The sequence below is a fragment of the Citricoccus sp. GCM10030269 genome (assembly GCF_042665635.1).
In the GTDB taxonomy this organism is placed as follows: Bacteria; Actinomycetota; Actinomycetes; order Actinomycetales; family Micrococcaceae; genus Citricoccus.
This window is the reverse complement of record NZ_JBHTCV010000002.1, coordinates 96,432-111,344: the sequence shown is the minus strand read 5'-3', so window position 1 is coordinate 111,344 and position 14,913 is coordinate 96,432. Positions and strand designations below refer to the sequence as shown.

Genomic DNA, 14,913 nt, shown 5'->3' with positions numbered 1-14,913 from the left:
GCCATGAGCACGTTCGAGACCGACTCCGTGGTCATCATCGGTGGCGGCCAGGCGGGGATACAAGCAGCGGATTCCCTGCGCTCGGGCGGATTCGGCGGGCCGATCACCATCGTCGCCGATGAACCGGGCCAGCCGTACCAGCGGCCGCCCTTGTCCAAGGACTACTTGAAGGGCTCCGCCCAGAAGCCCGACGACGACGGCGGCGCCCGGCCTGCTCCGTTGCCCCTGCGTGGTCCCTCCTTCTTCACGGACCAGAACATCACCCTGCTGACCGCTACCGCCGCCGTATCCATCGACCGCGCGTCCCACCGTGTCCGGCTCGCCGATGGAACGTCGCTGTCGTACGGGACGCTGATCCTGGCCACCGGGGCTCGGAATCGAGAGCTGCCCACGCCGGGCATGGAATTGCCCGGGGTTCACGGGTTGCGGACTTTGCGGGATGCGGAGGCGTTGGGCGCGGCACTCGGCTCCGCCCGCAACGTCGTGGTCATCGGGGCCGGGTTCATCGGCCTGGAATTCGCGACGGCGGCCCTGGCCAGGGGGTGCCAGGTCACCGTCCTGGAGTTCGCCCCGCGCCCGATGGGCCGAGCGGTGACTGCCCTGCTCGGTGATTGGTTCGCCCAGGCTCACCGTCAGGCCGGAGTGGATCTACGCGTGAATGAGGGGATCGCCGCGCTCGAGCCCGGCGACGACGGCCGGGTCGGGTTTGCCGTCTCGACCACCGGGGAACGGTACCCGGCAGATCTGGTGGTGACCGGCGTCGGGGTCCAACCCAACGACCAGCTGGCCGCGGCGGCCGGACTGGACGTGGCGAATGGGATCGTGGTGGACGCGAACCTGCGTACCGCGGATCCGGACGTTTACGCGATCGGTGACTGCGCGAACTTCCCCTGTGAGCACGCCGGAGGCCCGTTCCGACTGGAGTCGGTGCAGAACGCGACGGACCAGGCCCGCCATGTGGCTCGGGTGATCCTGGGTGCGGACGAGCCGTACCGGGAGCTGCCGTGGTTCTGGTCCACCCAAGGGGCGTTTCGGTTGCAGATGGCCAACATCGTCCGGCCTGACGACGAGACGATCGTGCTCGGCGACCAGGACGGGGCGTCCTTCTCCGTGCTGTGCTTCCGGGACGGGATCTTGGCCGCCGTCGAGTCCGTCAACAAGCCGGCGGATCACCTGTCCGCCCGGAAGATCCTGGCGGCCGGAATCCAGATCAGCCGGGACGAGGCGCTGGCCGAGGGTTTCTCCCTGCGCGCGGCGTACAAGAGCCGTGCGGAGGCGCCCCTCCCGCGGGTCGCTACACAGGAAGCAGCAGAGCCAGCACCACGACCATCGGCAGTGAGATGACGGAGGAGATCGACGTGGCCATCGTCAACGTCTTGAGCGTTCCCTTCGTGGTGAGTCCCAGCAACGAATTGAACATCCAGAAGAAGTTGCTGTTCACCTGAAGCGCGAACATCGCTCCCGAGGCGATGGCCAAGCCCATGGCGATAGGGCTGACGTCCACCGCCCCCATGACGGGCGCGATAATGCCAGCCGCGGCGATCGCCGCGACCGAGACCGATCCGATGGCCAGGTGCAACAGTGCGGCCACGAACCAGGCCAACACGATGATGAGGATGGTCGGCATGCTCTCGTCTGCCGTGAACATCCCCGCGAGCACTTGGTCGAGCCCGGACTCGCCGATCACGGCACCGAGGGAACCGCCCACGCCGGTGATGAGCAGGATTTCGCCCGTGGTGTGAAATCCCGACTGCAGGGCGTTGTTGGTGTTGTCGGTGCCGTTCGTGACGCGGGAGATGACGTAGGCGCCGAGCAGGCCGATGAACAGGGCGATATTGGCGTCACCGAGGAACTCGATCACCGGGTTGGTGAACTCGAACAGGTTCGCGAACGCGCCGAAGGCGATCAACACGAGCGGCACGATAATGGGGAGGAACAGCACCGCCAGCGGTGTCTCACGTTCCGCAGCGACCGAGGCCCCGGAACGGGCCGTGCCGGCCGTCTGCGTGGTGCCGCCGGTGCCGCTGGAGCCGCCCGAGTCGCCGGAGCCGCTGGAGGGAATGTGGCCGCTCGAAGCGGTGGTGTCGCGGCTGTCGGCAGCGGCGTGCGCCTCGCGCGCTCGGGCCTCTTCCAGTTCCGTCGCGGGCGCCGTTCCCTCGTCGGTGGCGGGATTCCAGTAGTTGGTCCGGAGGACCAGGCGCATCACGAGTGTGGTGAGAAGAGCCGTGAGCAGACCCAGGACCAAGCCGAAAATGAGCCAGTTGCCGAGTGGGATTTTCATCAGCCCGGCGATCGAGATGGCTGACAGGCCGGGAATCACGAACACGTAGCCCGAGAAGATGCCCGTGGCGAGTGCCGCTGCCATCAAGGGCAGACCGTGCTTGCCGATCTTCGGGGCGGCGGACCGCGCGACGGGTGCCGCCAGCACCACTTGCACGTCCACGTAGATCGAGGGCATCACCACGGACAGCAGGGCAGCCATGGAGTACGGCATCCGATGGGTGCCGACGGCCCGCACCAGGACCTGTACGAGCCGGCTGAAGGCACCACTGGCATGCAACTGTGCGCCGATCAACACGCCGAAGCCGATGAGCAGGCCTACCTCGACCATGATGTCGCCGAATCCCGTGGTGATGGCTTCGACGGTCCCGGCCAGTCCCACTCCGGAGGCAATGCCCAGATACAAAGACCCGAGGACCAGGCTGATGACGGGGTCGACCTTGAGAGGGATGATGAGCACCACGACCACCAGGATCGCGATGAGGGTGTGAAGGGCGACCACGGAGTGACCTTCCGAACGGGGAGGAGCCATCATTCGGCGTTCAAAGACGAATGGGCCTTGCTCTAACCCGCCGACCATAGCAATCGGGTGATCTGCGACACAAAGGTCACCAGAGAGACCAGTAGTGCGCCGACCCCGACCCCGACCCGACCCCGGCTCCCGGCCCACCCCACACAGCACTTTGCGGGCAGAACGAACCGGTTCGTTCTGCCCGCAAAGTGCGTTGGGTGGGGGTGGAGGGCGGCCTTAGCCGACCGGCGGGGCGTCGGCGTCCTCCGCGGACGGCTCAGCCTTCTCGATGCCCAGAGCGTGGGGCTCCTGGAACTCTCGCAGGCCCCAGATGCCCATCTCCCGGCCGATGCCGGACTGCTTGATGCCACCGAACGGCGCGCGCTGGTCCAGCATCGGAGCGCCGTGGGTGTTGTGGAAGACGTAGCCGGCCTGCAGTCGGGCCCCGACGCGGCGAGCGGTGTCCTCGTTGGCGGTCCACACGGAGTTGCACAGGCCGAAGGGGGAGTCGTTGACCAGTCGGATGCCCTCCTCGACGTCCTCGAACGTGATGATCGGGATGGTGGGGCCGAACTGCTCCTGAGTCACCACGCGCAGGGAGGGATCCGGATCCAGGATGAGCGAAGGTCGGATGAAGTAACCCTCGGCCCATTCGCCGCCCGGGAGTTCTCCGAATTCGCGGACGTCCGCACCGGAGTCCTTGGCCTCCTGGACCAGCTCCTGGACGAACGCGAGCTGGGCCTTCTGGTGGAACGGACCCATGGTGGTGGCCGGATCGGACGCCGGGCCGAGCTGGGTCGCCTCCAGGCGCTTGGTCAGTTCGGCGACCAGCTCATCCTTCTTGGACGAGTGGACGTAGATCCGCTTGGCGTTCATGCAGATCTGGCCGGTGGACCCGTAGACGCCGGCGAACAGCAGATCCATGTTCTGCTCGGTGAACTCGGCGTCTTCCAGAATGAGCACGCCGTCATTGCCGCCGAGTTCCAGTGTGACGCCCGTCAGAGACTCGGAGGCCATGGACATGATCTTCTTGCCGCCGCCGACGGAGCCGGTGAAGCACACCTTGGCCACGTCCTCATTGGACACCAGGGCGGAGCCGATCTCGGCGTCCTCGCCCGTCACCACATTGAGCACGCCGGCCGGCAGCTTCTCCGCATACCGCTGCACGGCGCGGGTGGTGGCCAGCGGGCAGGATGGCGGCGGCTTGACCACCACGGTGTTCCCGGCCATCAGAGCGTAGGGCAAGGAGGCCCCCATGATGGCCACCGGCCAGTTGAACGGCACGATGATGGTGACCACGCCCATGGGCTGGTGAGAGACCACCACTTCAGTCGGCGGGCCGGGGAGGGTTTCGGTGGCCTCGACCTGGTCGACCAGGCCGACCGCCAGTTCAGTGCGCTGCACCAGTCCCACCAGGTCGAAGGTCGATTCGCCGATGACCTTGCCGTTCTCTGCGGACAGGATCGCCGCTTCTCGCTCGGAATCGACCATCACGGTGCCGGCGGCCTCGGTGAGCAGCTCGGCCCGCTCGGCCGCGGACCGGGCAGCCCATCCCGGGAAGGCCTCCTTGGCGGCAGCGACGGCGGCCAGGGCCTGATCGCGGGTGGCTGCGGCGGCTTCTCCGACCACCTCGGACGGCTTGGCCGGATTGGTGATGGTCAGCTTCTGGTCCGTCTGGTGCTCTTGTCCGCCGTAGTACAACGGCGTGCTGACCGGATCCTTGAGCTGCTGATCCTCGTGCTGAGTGGGGGTACTGGTATCGGTCATGATGCCTCTTTCAGGGATGAGAAATGCGGCGACAAACGAGCGAAATAGAAAAAGAACGACCGCAGCAACGATTTTCCGTGGTGAGACGGTGTGCCGTGGTGCACGGATGGAGGCATCCGTGATCTAAATCACCTCGATCAAAGTCAATCAAAGCCGATCGGGCGCGTCAAGGACGATGACGTGGTGAACGCCCACCATGACGTCGCGCAGGTGTTCGCGACCCAACACGGCGCCCCAGTGTGGGAGATTCTCCGCGATTGTGCCATGTCATCCCAGGTCAGGGCGGCATCGAGAAATTTTGCGCAGAAATGATTGAAGTGTCCCTTTACGGCGACCACGGGAGGACCTAGAGTCAGTCGGTGACATAGCTCACATTCCAGCGAACTCGCCGGAATGATCGAACGACATCGAACTCCCTGGGGGATCAGGTGGCAGAAACCATTACCCGGCCCGAGGCCACTGTGGCCGAACTCGAGGACCTGTCCTACGAGCTCCGCGAGAAGCTGCTGCGTCTGTGCGGCGAGTATGACGGTTCAGTGCATATTGGTGGAGACCTTTCCTGCGCCGACATACTCACATTGTTGTTCCAATACGGCATGCATGTTGATCCTCAGGATCTCCGGAACCCCGAGCGCGACCGCTTCGTCCTCAGCAAGGGCCACGCCGCCGTGTGCATGTACATCGCCATGTCCATGCGGGGCTTCCTCGACTACGACGACATCGTCCGCACCTATGGACGGCTCGACTCCGCCTACGGTATGCACCCCTGCAAGGTCCAGCTTCCCGGCGTCGAGGTCTCCACCGGCTCGCTGGGCCACGGACTGCCGCTGGCCACCGGCATGGCGCTGCACGGACGTCGCAACGGCATGGATCACCGCGTCTTCACCCTGATGGGCGATGGCGAAACAGGTGAGGGCTCGGTCTGGGAGGCCGCACTAGCCGCGTACAGCAACGACCTGGGCAACCTCGTCGCCTTCATCGACCGCAACCGCCAACTGATGACCAGCTTCTCCGAGGAGCGTGTGCGGCTGGAGCCATATCCGGACAAGTGGCGCGCCTTCGGCTGGAACGTCATCGAAGTCGACGGTCATGACATGGGTGCGCTGGTGAACGCCTTCGACTCCCTGCCCGCTCCGGACTCCACCGTGCCCACGGTCATCATCTGCGACACGATCAAGGGCAAGGGCGTGGACTTCATGGAACGGAACCTGGCCTGGCACGCCGGATCCCTCAATGAGCAAGACCTCCAGCGCGCCCTGACCGCGCTGGCCGACGGACGAAAGGCGGCCTGAGCATGACCGCGACTGAAGTCACCTCCTTCACCTTCGGGGAGATGCTCTCTTCCCGCACCGTGATCGGACAGACGCTGAAAGAGCTGGGCGAGACCCATGACAATCTGTGGGTCCTCACCCCGGACATCGGTGCGACCCTGGTCGAGTTCCGGGACACCTTTCCGGACCGGTTCGTGGACGTCGGACTGTCCGAGCAGGCCTGCGTCGGCATCTCGGCCGGGCTGGCCAACGAGGGCAATATCCCCGTGGTGTCGGGCATGCTGCCGTTCTTGAGCATGCGTGCCCTGGAGCAGGTTCGCTCGGACATCTGCTATCCGAACCTGCCGGTCAAGATCGTCGGCACCCACGGAGGACTCGTCGGCAACGGCGGTTCGACCCACTACGCCGTGGAGGACCTCGGACTGATGACGTCACTTGTCAACATGACCGTCACCTCCATCGGTGACCCGCTGATGGTGGGAGAGGTGCTGCGTCAGTCCATGTCCATGACCGGACCGCTGTATATCCGCCTGGCCGTCGGCAAGAAGGACAAGGTCGTCTACGAACCCGGCAGCGTCAACGTGGAGATCGGCAAGGGCATCACCGCCCGTGAGGGCACGGACCTGACCTTGTTCGCCCATGGAGAGACCGTGGCCCAGGCCTTGGAATCCGCAGAACTGCTGTCCGCGGAGCACGGCGTCGAGGCCCGCGTGGTGGACATGTTCACGCTCAAGCCGATCGACCAGGACCTGATCCAGCGCTGCGCCGAGGACACCGGCCGCTTCGTGGTGGTCGAGGACCACCTCGCCTACGGAGGACTGGCCTCGCAGATCTCCGACGTCATCGCGGACCGCGGCATCCGGCTCGAGGGCTTTCGTCGTTTGGGCATTCCCCAGGTCTTCGCCGGCTTCGGCGAGGACACGGAACTGCGGGACAAGCATGGCTACGGCCTCTCCGCCACCGTGGATGCCGCCCTGGCCGTCGTCGGAGCACGCGGCGCGAGCGGCACGAAAGGACCCACGTCATGACGAGCACGACGTCTGCAGAGACCGCAGCACCCACAGCGTCCACCGAGTCCACCGTGACCACACCGGCCGGGAATCCCTCCCGGGACGTGGAGACCGTCGCCATCACGCGGATCGGCAACCTGAGGGCGTCCGACGCCGGCCAGCGCGGGGAGGTCGGCATCGTCACCTTCCCGGCCCATGAGCTGGGCCCGGAGGATGTCCGGATCACCGTGGCCTACGCCGCGATCTGTGGCTCCGATCCACACTTGGCCGAAGGGTTCTTCGGCACGGATGTGCCGATCGGGCTGGGCCACGAGATCTCCGGGGTCATCGCCGAGCTCGGCCCCGGTGTGAAACGCACCGATCTGGCCGTGGGGGACCGGGTGTCCGGGAACTTCATCCGCTTCTGCGGATCCTGCGCGCCGTGCCAAGACGGCCGTCAGCAGTTCTGCGAGCACGCGGGCGAGTACAACCGGCCGGGCATGGCCCGTTCCGTGGTCTGGCATGAGTCGCAGGTGTACCGGTTGCCCGAGGACGTCTCGCTGCTGCAGGGTTGCCTGCTGGAGCCGACGTCGGTCGCCGTGCGGATCGCGGACAAGACGCGCGTTCGCCCGGGGGACCGGGTGGCCATCTGTGGCGGCGGCCCCATCGGTCAGCTCACCCTGCAGGTGATGCGGCGCTACGGTGCGTCCTCCCTGACGCTGATCGAGCCGATCGCCGACCGGCGTGAGCTGGGCCAGCGTTTCGGGGCCCGGCACGTGGTGGACCCGGTCAACGAGTCCCTGGCTGACCGCGCCGGTGAGATCACCGGGGGAGCCGGTTTCGACGTCGTGATCGATGCCTCGGGGTCCCGTCATGCCGTGGCGGGACTGCTGGACATCGCGGCACCGGGTGGGATGGTCGTCTACGGTGCCATGTATCCCGAGGACTACGAGCTGCCGCTGAATCTGTCGGATTACCTCTACCGCAAGGAACTGACCCTCACGGGTGTCTTCGTCTCCCCGTACACCTTTCCGCGGGCGGTGCGGATTCTGGAGGACCTGGATCTGGAACCCTTCCTGCAGTCGGTCTTCGACTTCGAGGACGCCCCCGAGGCCTTCGAGACCCACCTCAGCGGGACGTATCCGAAGGTCGTCATCCGCTGCAATCGGCTCTCGCAGGGCGGGACCGAGGCAGCAGAACCGGCGAGGAACCGATGAGTACCGCCACGGCTGATCCGCTCGCGCCGCCGGCCGACCGACTCGCCCTGCGAGCCGAGGGAATCTCCAAGCATTTCGATGGCGTGGCGGCCCTGACCGAGGCCCGGATCGAGGTGAGGCCCGGGGAGATTCACGCGCTGCTGGGGGAGAACGGGGCGGGCAAGTCCACCCTGATCAAGGTTCTCACCGGAGTACACCGGCCCGACGCCGGCACCGTCGAGTCCGACGGCGAGCCGGTGAAGTTCAGCGGGGTGCGGGACGCGAACCACGCCGGCGTGGTCGCCCTCTATCAAGAGCTCTCCATCATTCCGACGATCAGCGTGGCCGAGAACATCCTGCTGGGCGACACCACGCCGAACTCGGGCGGGTTCGTTCGTTGGGCCGATATTCGCCGAGAAGCGCAGCGGCACCTGGACCGGCTCAATCAGCGCATTCCGGTCCGCAGGCTCGCCGGGCGGCTCTCGCCCGTCCAGCAGACCATGGTGGCCGTGGCCCGAGCGCTCGCCGCTGACGCTCGGGTGCTGATTCTCGACGAACCGACGGCCTCGCTCACGGACACCGAGATCCAGGACCTGTTCGCCGTGCTGCGGAGCCTGCGGGCCGAGGGCGTGGGCATCGTCTACGTATCCCATCGTCTGGAAGAGGTCTTCGAACTGTGCGACCGCGTGACCATCATGCGCAACGGCTCCACCATCACGACCCAGGATGTCGGCGAGACCACGATCGACCAGGTCATCTCGACCATGGTCGGTGGCTCCCAGGGGGCGATGTTCCCGGACCGGGGCACCGCTACGGACCGGCCGGTGGTCCAGATCGAGTCATTGACGGGCCGGCGAGTGAAGGACGTCTCGTTCACCGCACACGCCGGTGAGGTCCTCGGCGTCGGCGGCCTGGCCGGTTCGGGGCGCAGTGAACTGTTGCGGTTGTTGGCCGGGGCTCAGAAGCACACGTCCGGCTCCATCAGCGTGGACGGACGGCAATTGCCCGCGACCGGCGGCGTAGGGGCGGTCCTGGACGCCGGCATGGTGTTGGTGCCGGAGGAACGTCGAAGTCAGGGCGTGACCCTGGGCGCCTCCATCCAGGACAACATCGCCGTGGCCAACCTCCAGAAGGTGAGTTCCGGGGGCTGGGTGTCCTCACGCCGGGTGACGGAACTGGCCCGGCGGGGAATGGAGAACCTGCGCATCAAGGCTCGGGGGCCGCGCCAGCACGTCGGTCTGCTCTCTGGCGGCAACCAACAGAAGGTCGTGCTCGCCAAGATGCTGGCCCGCGATCCCCAGGTCCTGCTGCTGGACGAACCGACGCGAGGCATCGACGTCGGGACCAAGGCCGAGATCTATCGGCTCATCCGGGAACTGGCGGCGCAGGGCACCACGGTGATCGCCGTGAGCTCCGAGCTTCCCGAACTGATCGGGCTCTCCGACCGGATTCTCATCATGCACGAAGGGCGCATCTCCGGTGAGGTGCCCGCCGAGGGAGCTGACGAAGAGGTCCTGCTCTCCTACTGCTACGGAAGGAATGCCTGACATGGCGACCTCAACGACTCCCGAGACCGTCTCCGCGGCCGCAGTCCCGGAGAAGCGCGCTCCCATGATCCAGCTCGTCTGGCAGGGCGGCACCGTCATCGCCCTGGTGGCCCTCATCGTGATCTTCGGTGTTTTGAGCCCGACGGCGTTCCTCAGTCTGGGCAACCTGACGAACGTCTTGGCGCAGGTGGCCATTCTGACGATCATCGCCGCGGCTCAGACGGTGGTGATGGTCACCGGACACATCGACCTCTCCGTCGGTGCGGCCGCCACCCTGTCCGGGGCGACCGCATCCGCCCTGATGCTCTCCGGACTGCCGGTGCCCCTGGCCATCGTGCTCGGACTCCTGGCCGGGCTGGCCGTGGGCATGATCAACGGCCTGCTGGTGGCGTACCTGAACATCTCGGCCATCGTGGCCACCCTCGCGACCCTGACCACGGTGGGCGGCTTGTGCTTCATCGTCACGGACGGCACCACGCTCTACGGCATGCCGGAGACCTTCTTCTGGATCGGTCAGGCCCGTGTGTTGGGCCTGCCCATGCCGGTGATCTTCGCGGCGATCGTGGCACTGATCGTCTGGGTGGTGCTGCGCTACACCACGGTGGGCCGGCGCTGGTACGCCGTGGGCGGCAATGCTGAGGTGGCCCGATTGTCCGGGGTCAGCGTGCGCAGCAACGTCTTCTGGTCCTTCGCCATAGCCGGACTCGCCTCCGGGTTGGGCGGCATCGTCCTGGTCAGTCGGCTCTCCAGCGCCAGCGCCACCAGTGCCAACGATTACATGATGCTCGCCGTGGCCGCCGTGTTCCTCGGCATGACCATCGCCAACTCCGGCCAGGCCAACCTCGGCGGGACCCTGGTGGGCGTGGGCATCATCGGCGTCCTGCAGAACGGACTCAACATCGTCGGCGTCAACACGTACGTCCAGCAAGTGCTCACCGGCGTCATCATCGTCGGCGCCGTGCTGCTGTCCTCATTCAAGTCAAAACACTCGTAGATCTCCTACGCATCGCACAGAGACCACCACATTCGCCCATAGACCCCCTGAGGGAGAAGACCATGCGCACATCACTGAAGATCACCGCCGGACTGGCCGCTGCCAGCCTGTTGGCCCTGACCGGGTGTTCCGGTGAGGCAGGAGCCGGAGGTGGCGATGACGGCACCTTCAAGGTGGCTGCCTTCACCGCCGGCTACGGCACGCCGGCCGGCAAGGAGTCCCTCGACGAACTCGTCGAGAAGGGCAAGGAGAAGGGCTGGGACATCACGCTCTACACCAGCGACTTCGACTACGACAAGATCAACACCGACATGCAGTCGGCGATCACGCAGGGCGTCGACGTCATCGTCGCCGGTTTCCCGGATCCACGGCAGATCGCACCGCTGGTCAACTCCGCGGAGACCCAGGACATCCCGATCTTCTCGATCGACGGCGGTGTGGAACCCAATGACGACTTCGCGGTGGACATCACCTTCAAGCAGGAGCAGATCGCCGAGCTCGGCGTCAACGCCCTCGACGAGGCCATGGGCGGACTCGAGGGCAAGGACGTCATGGTGGTCGGCCACGATCCGCACGTGGGCATCATGACCCGCAGCAAGATGGCCGTGGACATGCTGAAAGAGAAGGGCGCCAACATTGCCGGCGGCGAGATGAAGCAGGTCCTGAACCCGGGCACCTCCCAGGAGGAGACGCTGAAGTTCGTCACGGACTACCTGCAGGCCAATCCGGACGGCCTCGACGGCGTGTGGACCGGCTGGGACCATGCGGCACTCGGAGTGGTCCAGGCCATCAACGAGTCCGGTCAGGACGACATCTACGTCACCGGCGTGGACGCCCTCGGTGCCGCGGCCGCCGAGATCAAGAAGGACGGTCCCTTCTATGCCTCCGTGCAACAGGACTGGTCCAAGGTCGTGGACATGACCATCGAGGAAGTGGAGAGCTACCGCGAGACGGGCGAACTGCCCGAGGAGAACTTTGTCGAGGTCGACGCCAAGCTGATCGACCGGACCAATGTCGACGACTACGAACCGAAGATGTGAGGTCGCCCATGACCAGTACCAGTACGAAGACCAGCACCAGCACCAAGACCGAGACCAACACCGACCGGGTCTTGAACCTGTTCTCCCTGGACGGTGACATCGTCGTCGTCACGGGCGCCTCGAGCGGGATCGGCCGTGCGGCGGCCGAGATCTACGCTGACGCCGGCGCGACCGTCGTCGTGCTCGGCCGTGACCAGACCCGGTTGGAGGATGTTCGGGACGAGATCACCGCCACCGGTGGCACCGTGCACGCCTATGCGGCCGATCTCGCGATTCCGGGAGCTTTCGATGAGGTTCTGGACCGCGTCATCGACGAGGTGGGCCAGCCGACCGTCGTCGTGGCCAACGCGGGCATCGCCGGCGGCGGCAGCTACAAGACGCCGGACGGAACCATCGGCAATTACACGGACGAAGCCTGGGGCAGTGTGGTGGACACGAACCTCAACGGCACCTTCGCCACCGTGCGTGCCGCCGCCCGAGTGCTGCCCGACGACGGCCGGATCCTCGTGACGTCCTCGACTGCGGGACTGCGGACGGACCCCATGGTGTCGTACGCCTACGGGGCCACCAAAGCCGGCATCATCAACCTCGCCCGGCAGGCCGCCCTCGAACTGGCACCTCGGGGCATCCGCGTGAACGTCATCGCCCCCGGGCCGTTCAAGGGCACCCGGATCGGCGGCGACGCGGTGCTCGACGAGGCCGGTGAACGCCTGTGGGAGTCCACTCTTCCGCTGGCCCGGATGGGCACCATGGCCGAGATCAAGGCGCCGATGCTGTTCCTGGTGGCCCCGGGCAGCTCCTTCGTGACCGGAGCTGTTCTCGCCGTGGACGGCGGCGCCCTGGCCCTGTCCCACTCGATGTTCTGAGCCGGATCCGCCGTTTCCCGGGTCTGTCACCTGATTTCTGTTGTCTGTTTTCATCTGATGCCAAGGAGTATTCATGAGCACCCTGCAAGACAAAGTCCTGATGATCACCGGCGGTGCCAGCGGCATCGGACGGGCCACCGTGCGCCGCTGTGCCGAGAAGGGCGCCAAGGTCGTCGTGGCGGACGTGAACCTGGAGGGTGCTCAGGCCGTCGTCGATGAGGTCACGAGCGCCGGGGGACAGGCCCACGCCGTGGCCGTGGATGTGTCCGACTACGCCGCCGTCGAGCAGGCTGTGCAGTCCGCCGTGGACGCATTCGGCCGGCTGGACGGGATCTTCAACAATGCGGGCATCGCCGGCGGCAAGCCGTTGCTCGAGCATGATCCGGAGAAGGACTATCACCCGATGATCCGGATCGATCAGGACGGCGTGTACTACGGCATCCTGGCCGCCGGGCGTCAGTTTGTGAAACAGGGCGGAGGCGGGGTCATCGTGAACACCTCCTCCATCTACGGTGAGCAGGCGGCAGAACTGTCCTTCACCTACAGCGCCGCCAAGGCCGCCGTCATCTCCTTCACCCGCTCGGCGGCGTACGAGCTGGCCGAGCACGGCACACGCGTGCTGGCCATCACCCCGGGCCGCGCCAACACGGCGATCATCCAGCAGTTCCCCCAAGAGCTGCGCGACCTGTTCGCCTCGGAGCAACTGCGCAACAAGATGACCGAACCGGAGGAGATCGCCAACGTGGTGTCCTTCCTGTTCTCCGAAGAGTCCAATGCCATGAACGGGACCGTGGTCAACGTGGATGACGGCTACTCGGTGTTCAAGCACCGCTTCGAGTTGCCGGAGTTCTGAGGTGGCCGGCATCGACCTGGCCTGCCAGAGCGCCGCCTTCACCACCGACCCGTTCAGCGGGGATTTCAACCCGTCGCTGCCCGTCCTCCGGGACGCCGGCTATCGGCGGGTGGTCCTCGGGCCGCTGGACCCTGCCACTGACGGGGTCGAGGAGCTTGCACAGCGGATTCACGACGCCGGCCTGGCTCCCATTCCGATGGCGGTCCAGTCCCCGGAGGCGAACGTGGGGTCAGAGGACCCGGCGGTGCGCCGCCGCGGCGCGGACCAATTGCGCCGGTTCGTGGACCTGGCCTCGCGGATGGGTGCGGACCAACTCAACGGCATTCCCTACGGAGTGCACGGGGACACTTCCGCGCGGCCCGACCGGATGGCGCTGGCCCGGACGGCGGAACTCGTCGGCGCGGCAGCGGATGAGGCCGCTGCCGCCGGGATCATGATGACGTTCGAGGTGGTGAACCGCTACGAGACCTCGGTGCTGAACACCGCGGCTGAGGCGGTGCGCTTCGTGGAGCTGTCCGGATCCCGCCACCTCAAGATCCATCTGGACACCTTCCACATGGCGATCGAGGAGCCCGACCTCCTCGGCGCCGTCGCTCACGCCCTGCCGCATCTGGGGTACCTGGAGTTCGGACAGTCCTCCCGGGGCCTGCTCTCCACCGGTAGTCTGGATCTGGCCGCCGTGCTCGCCGAGGTCCGGACCCTGGGTTATGACGGCAGGTTCGGCGTCGAGGGATTCAGCCGTCCCCTCCTGCAGACCGAGGCGGCCGACGCCCTGAAGATCTGGGGCACCACGTTCGCCACCGGTGAGGAGTTCATTCGTGACGCTGTCGTCGTGCTCGCCTGATCCGGTGACCATGGCTCCCGGGCGCGACGATCTGCTGGCCTATCCCCGGCCGTCGATAGCGGCCGACGTCGTGCTGTTGACCGTGGCCGACGGTGAGCTGAATGTGGTGCTGCGCAAGCGCGACCGTGGCAGCCACGCCGGGGAATGGATGCTTCCCGGCACCATGCTGCGCGAACGCGAGCGGCTGAGCGACGCCGTGCTGCGGTGCCTGGAGACCAGGATGCACATCCAGGGGCGCTCGCCGCGCCAGTTGCACGTCTTCGACGACCCGGATCGGGACGAGCGGGGCTGGGTGCTGACGGTCACTCATCTGGATGTGCTGCCGCTGTCCGCACTGGCCCTGGGGCTCGAACACGGTCACGGTCAGCTCCGCCCGGTGTCGGAGGTCCGCGGGTTGCCGTTCAGCCACGACGAGATCATCGCCTGGGCGGTCCGGATGGTGCGCTGGGAGTATCAGCAGGCCCCCGACCCGTGGAATCTGCTGGACAGTGAGTTCACCATGACCCAGCTGCGCCAGCTGCATGACGCCGTGGTGGGCGCCGCACATCAGAAGGACACCTTCCGGCGGGCCATGGAACCACAGCTCGACGCCCTGCAGACGCGGGCCGTGCCTCCCGGTGGCAATGGCCTGGGGCGACCGGCCCGCATCTACCGCAAGGGCCAAGGGCGGTATCAGCCACTGCTGACCCTGATGTGATGTCCGCGCTGCAGTGCCGGAACTCCTATCGCTGCTGTCGCTCCGGTCGTCCTACTGC

General features: G+C 66.3%; 13 protein-coding genes. 11 read left to right on the top strand and 2 right to left on the bottom strand.

The window, feature by feature from the left end; translation table 11 throughout:
* Positions 1–3 precede the first annotated feature (3 nt).
* On the top strand, positions 4–1,344 hold the full coding sequence (locus ACFQQD_RS03550; protein WP_378086301.1) for an NAD(P)/FAD-dependent oxidoreductase: 1,341 nt from the start codon (positions 4–6) through the stop codon (positions 1,342–1,344).
* Here the strand turns inward: ACFQQD_RS03550 and ACFQQD_RS03545 are convergent.
* Positions 1,295–2,782, bottom strand: a complete 1,488-nt coding sequence (locus tag ACFQQD_RS03545; RefSeq protein WP_378086299.1) for a GntP family permease — start codon at positions 2,780–2,782, stop codon at positions 1,295–1,297. The genes ACFQQD_RS03550 and ACFQQD_RS03545 overlap by 50 nt on opposite strands.
* Before the next feature lie 246 nt (positions 2,783–3,028).
* Entirely contained in the window at positions 3,029–4,558 is a 1,530-nt protein-coding gene (locus tag ACFQQD_RS03540) for an aldehyde dehydrogenase family protein (RefSeq protein WP_378086297.1), read from the bottom strand.
* Positions 4,559–4,986: 428 nt separating this feature from the next.
* On the opposite strand from ACFQQD_RS03540, the gene ACFQQD_RS03535 reads away from it, so the two are divergent.
* The 10 genes from ACFQQD_RS03535 to ACFQQD_RS03490 all read left to right on the top strand — a co-directional run bounded on the left by ACFQQD_RS03535 (position 4,987) and on the right by ACFQQD_RS03490 (position 14,855).
* A complete protein-coding gene (locus tag ACFQQD_RS03535; protein ID WP_378086295.1) occupies positions 4,987–5,850 on the top strand; it encodes a transketolase in 864 nt (287 codons plus the stop codon).
* Positions 5,851–5,852: 2 nt separating this feature from the next.
* Complete coding sequence (locus ACFQQD_RS03530; RefSeq protein ID WP_378086293.1) at positions 5,853–6,857, top strand: transketolase family protein; 1,005 nt, start codon at positions 5,853–5,855, stop codon at positions 6,855–6,857.
* A complete protein-coding gene (locus ACFQQD_RS03525; protein ID WP_378086291.1) occupies positions 6,854–8,035 on the top strand; it encodes a zinc-binding dehydrogenase in 1,182 nt (393 codons plus the stop codon). Before ACFQQD_RS03530 ends, ACFQQD_RS03525 begins: the two co-directional genes overlap by 4 nt.
* Positions 8,032–9,561, top strand: a complete 1,530-nt coding sequence (locus ACFQQD_RS03520; RefSeq protein ID WP_378086288.1) for a sugar ABC transporter ATP-binding protein — start codon at positions 8,032–8,034, stop codon at positions 9,559–9,561. The genes ACFQQD_RS03525 and ACFQQD_RS03520 overlap by 4 nt, the downstream gene beginning before the upstream one ends.
* 1 nt (position 9,562) lies before the next feature.
* Positions 9,563–10,555, top strand: coding sequence for an ABC transporter permease (locus ACFQQD_RS03515; RefSeq protein ID WP_378086286.1), 993 nt, complete (start codon positions 9,563–9,565; stop codon positions 10,553–10,555).
* 62 nt (positions 10,556–10,617) lie between these two features.
* On the top strand, positions 10,618–11,595 hold the full coding sequence (locus ACFQQD_RS03510) for a sugar ABC transporter substrate-binding protein (RefSeq protein ID WP_378086284.1): 978 nt from the start codon (positions 10,618–10,620) through the stop codon (positions 11,593–11,595).
* Positions 11,596–11,603: 8 nt separating this feature from the next.
* On the top strand, positions 11,604–12,461 hold the full coding sequence (locus ACFQQD_RS03505) for an SDR family NAD(P)-dependent oxidoreductase (protein ID WP_378086282.1): 858 nt from the start codon (positions 11,604–11,606) through the stop codon (positions 12,459–12,461).
* Between the two features lie 73 nt (positions 12,462–12,534).
* Complete coding sequence (locus ACFQQD_RS03500; RefSeq protein ID WP_378086280.1) at positions 12,535–13,314, top strand: SDR family NAD(P)-dependent oxidoreductase; 780 nt, start codon at positions 12,535–12,537, stop codon at positions 13,312–13,314.
* A gap of 1 nt (position 13,315) precedes the next feature.
* Positions 13,316–14,158, top strand: coding sequence for a sugar phosphate isomerase/epimerase family protein (locus ACFQQD_RS03495; protein WP_378086278.1), 843 nt, complete (start codon positions 13,316–13,318; stop codon positions 14,156–14,158).
* Positions 14,133–14,855: an NUDIX domain-containing protein gene (locus ACFQQD_RS03490; protein ID WP_378086276.1), complete on the top strand. Its 723-nt coding sequence runs from the start codon at positions 14,133–14,135 to the stop codon at positions 14,853–14,855. Before ACFQQD_RS03495 ends, ACFQQD_RS03490 begins: the two co-directional genes overlap by 26 nt.
* Positions 14,856–14,913: the final 58 nt, after the last annotated feature.

What these genes read in the sequence shown, in the direction of transcription:
- ACFQQD_RS03510 (WP_378086284.1), top strand. Translation starts at nt 10,618, where the DNA reads ATGCGCACATCACTGAAGATCACCGCCGGACTGGCCGCTGCCAGCCTG.
- ACFQQD_RS03500 (WP_378086280.1), top strand. Translation starts at nt 12,535, where the DNA reads ATGAGCACCCTGCAAGACAAAGTCCTGATGATCACCGGCGGTGCCAGC.
- ACFQQD_RS03530 (WP_378086293.1), top strand. Translation starts at nt 5,853, where the DNA reads ATGACCGCGACTGAAGTCACCTCCTTCACCTTCGGGGAGATGCTCTCT.
- ACFQQD_RS03525 (WP_378086291.1), top strand. Translation starts at nt 6,854, where the DNA reads ATGACGAGCACGACGTCTGCAGAGACCGCAGCACCCACAGCGTCCACC.
- ACFQQD_RS03520 (WP_378086288.1), top strand. Translation starts at nt 8,032, where the DNA reads ATGAGTACCGCCACGGCTGATCCGCTCGCGCCGCCGGCCGACCGACTC.
- ACFQQD_RS03550 (WP_378086301.1), top strand. Translation starts at nt 4, where the DNA reads ATGAGCACGTTCGAGACCGACTCCGTGGTCATCATCGGTGGCGGCCAG.
- ACFQQD_RS03515 (WP_378086286.1), top strand. Translation starts at nt 9,563, where the DNA reads ATGGCGACCTCAACGACTCCCGAGACCGTCTCCGCGGCCGCAGTCCCG.
- ACFQQD_RS03505 (WP_378086282.1), top strand. Translation starts at nt 11,604, where the DNA reads ATGACCAGTACCAGTACGAAGACCAGCACCAGCACCAAGACCGAGACC.
- ACFQQD_RS03540 (WP_378086297.1), bottom strand. Translation starts at nt 4,558, where the DNA reads ATGACCGATACCAGTACCCCCACTCAGCACGAGGATCAGCAGCTCAAG.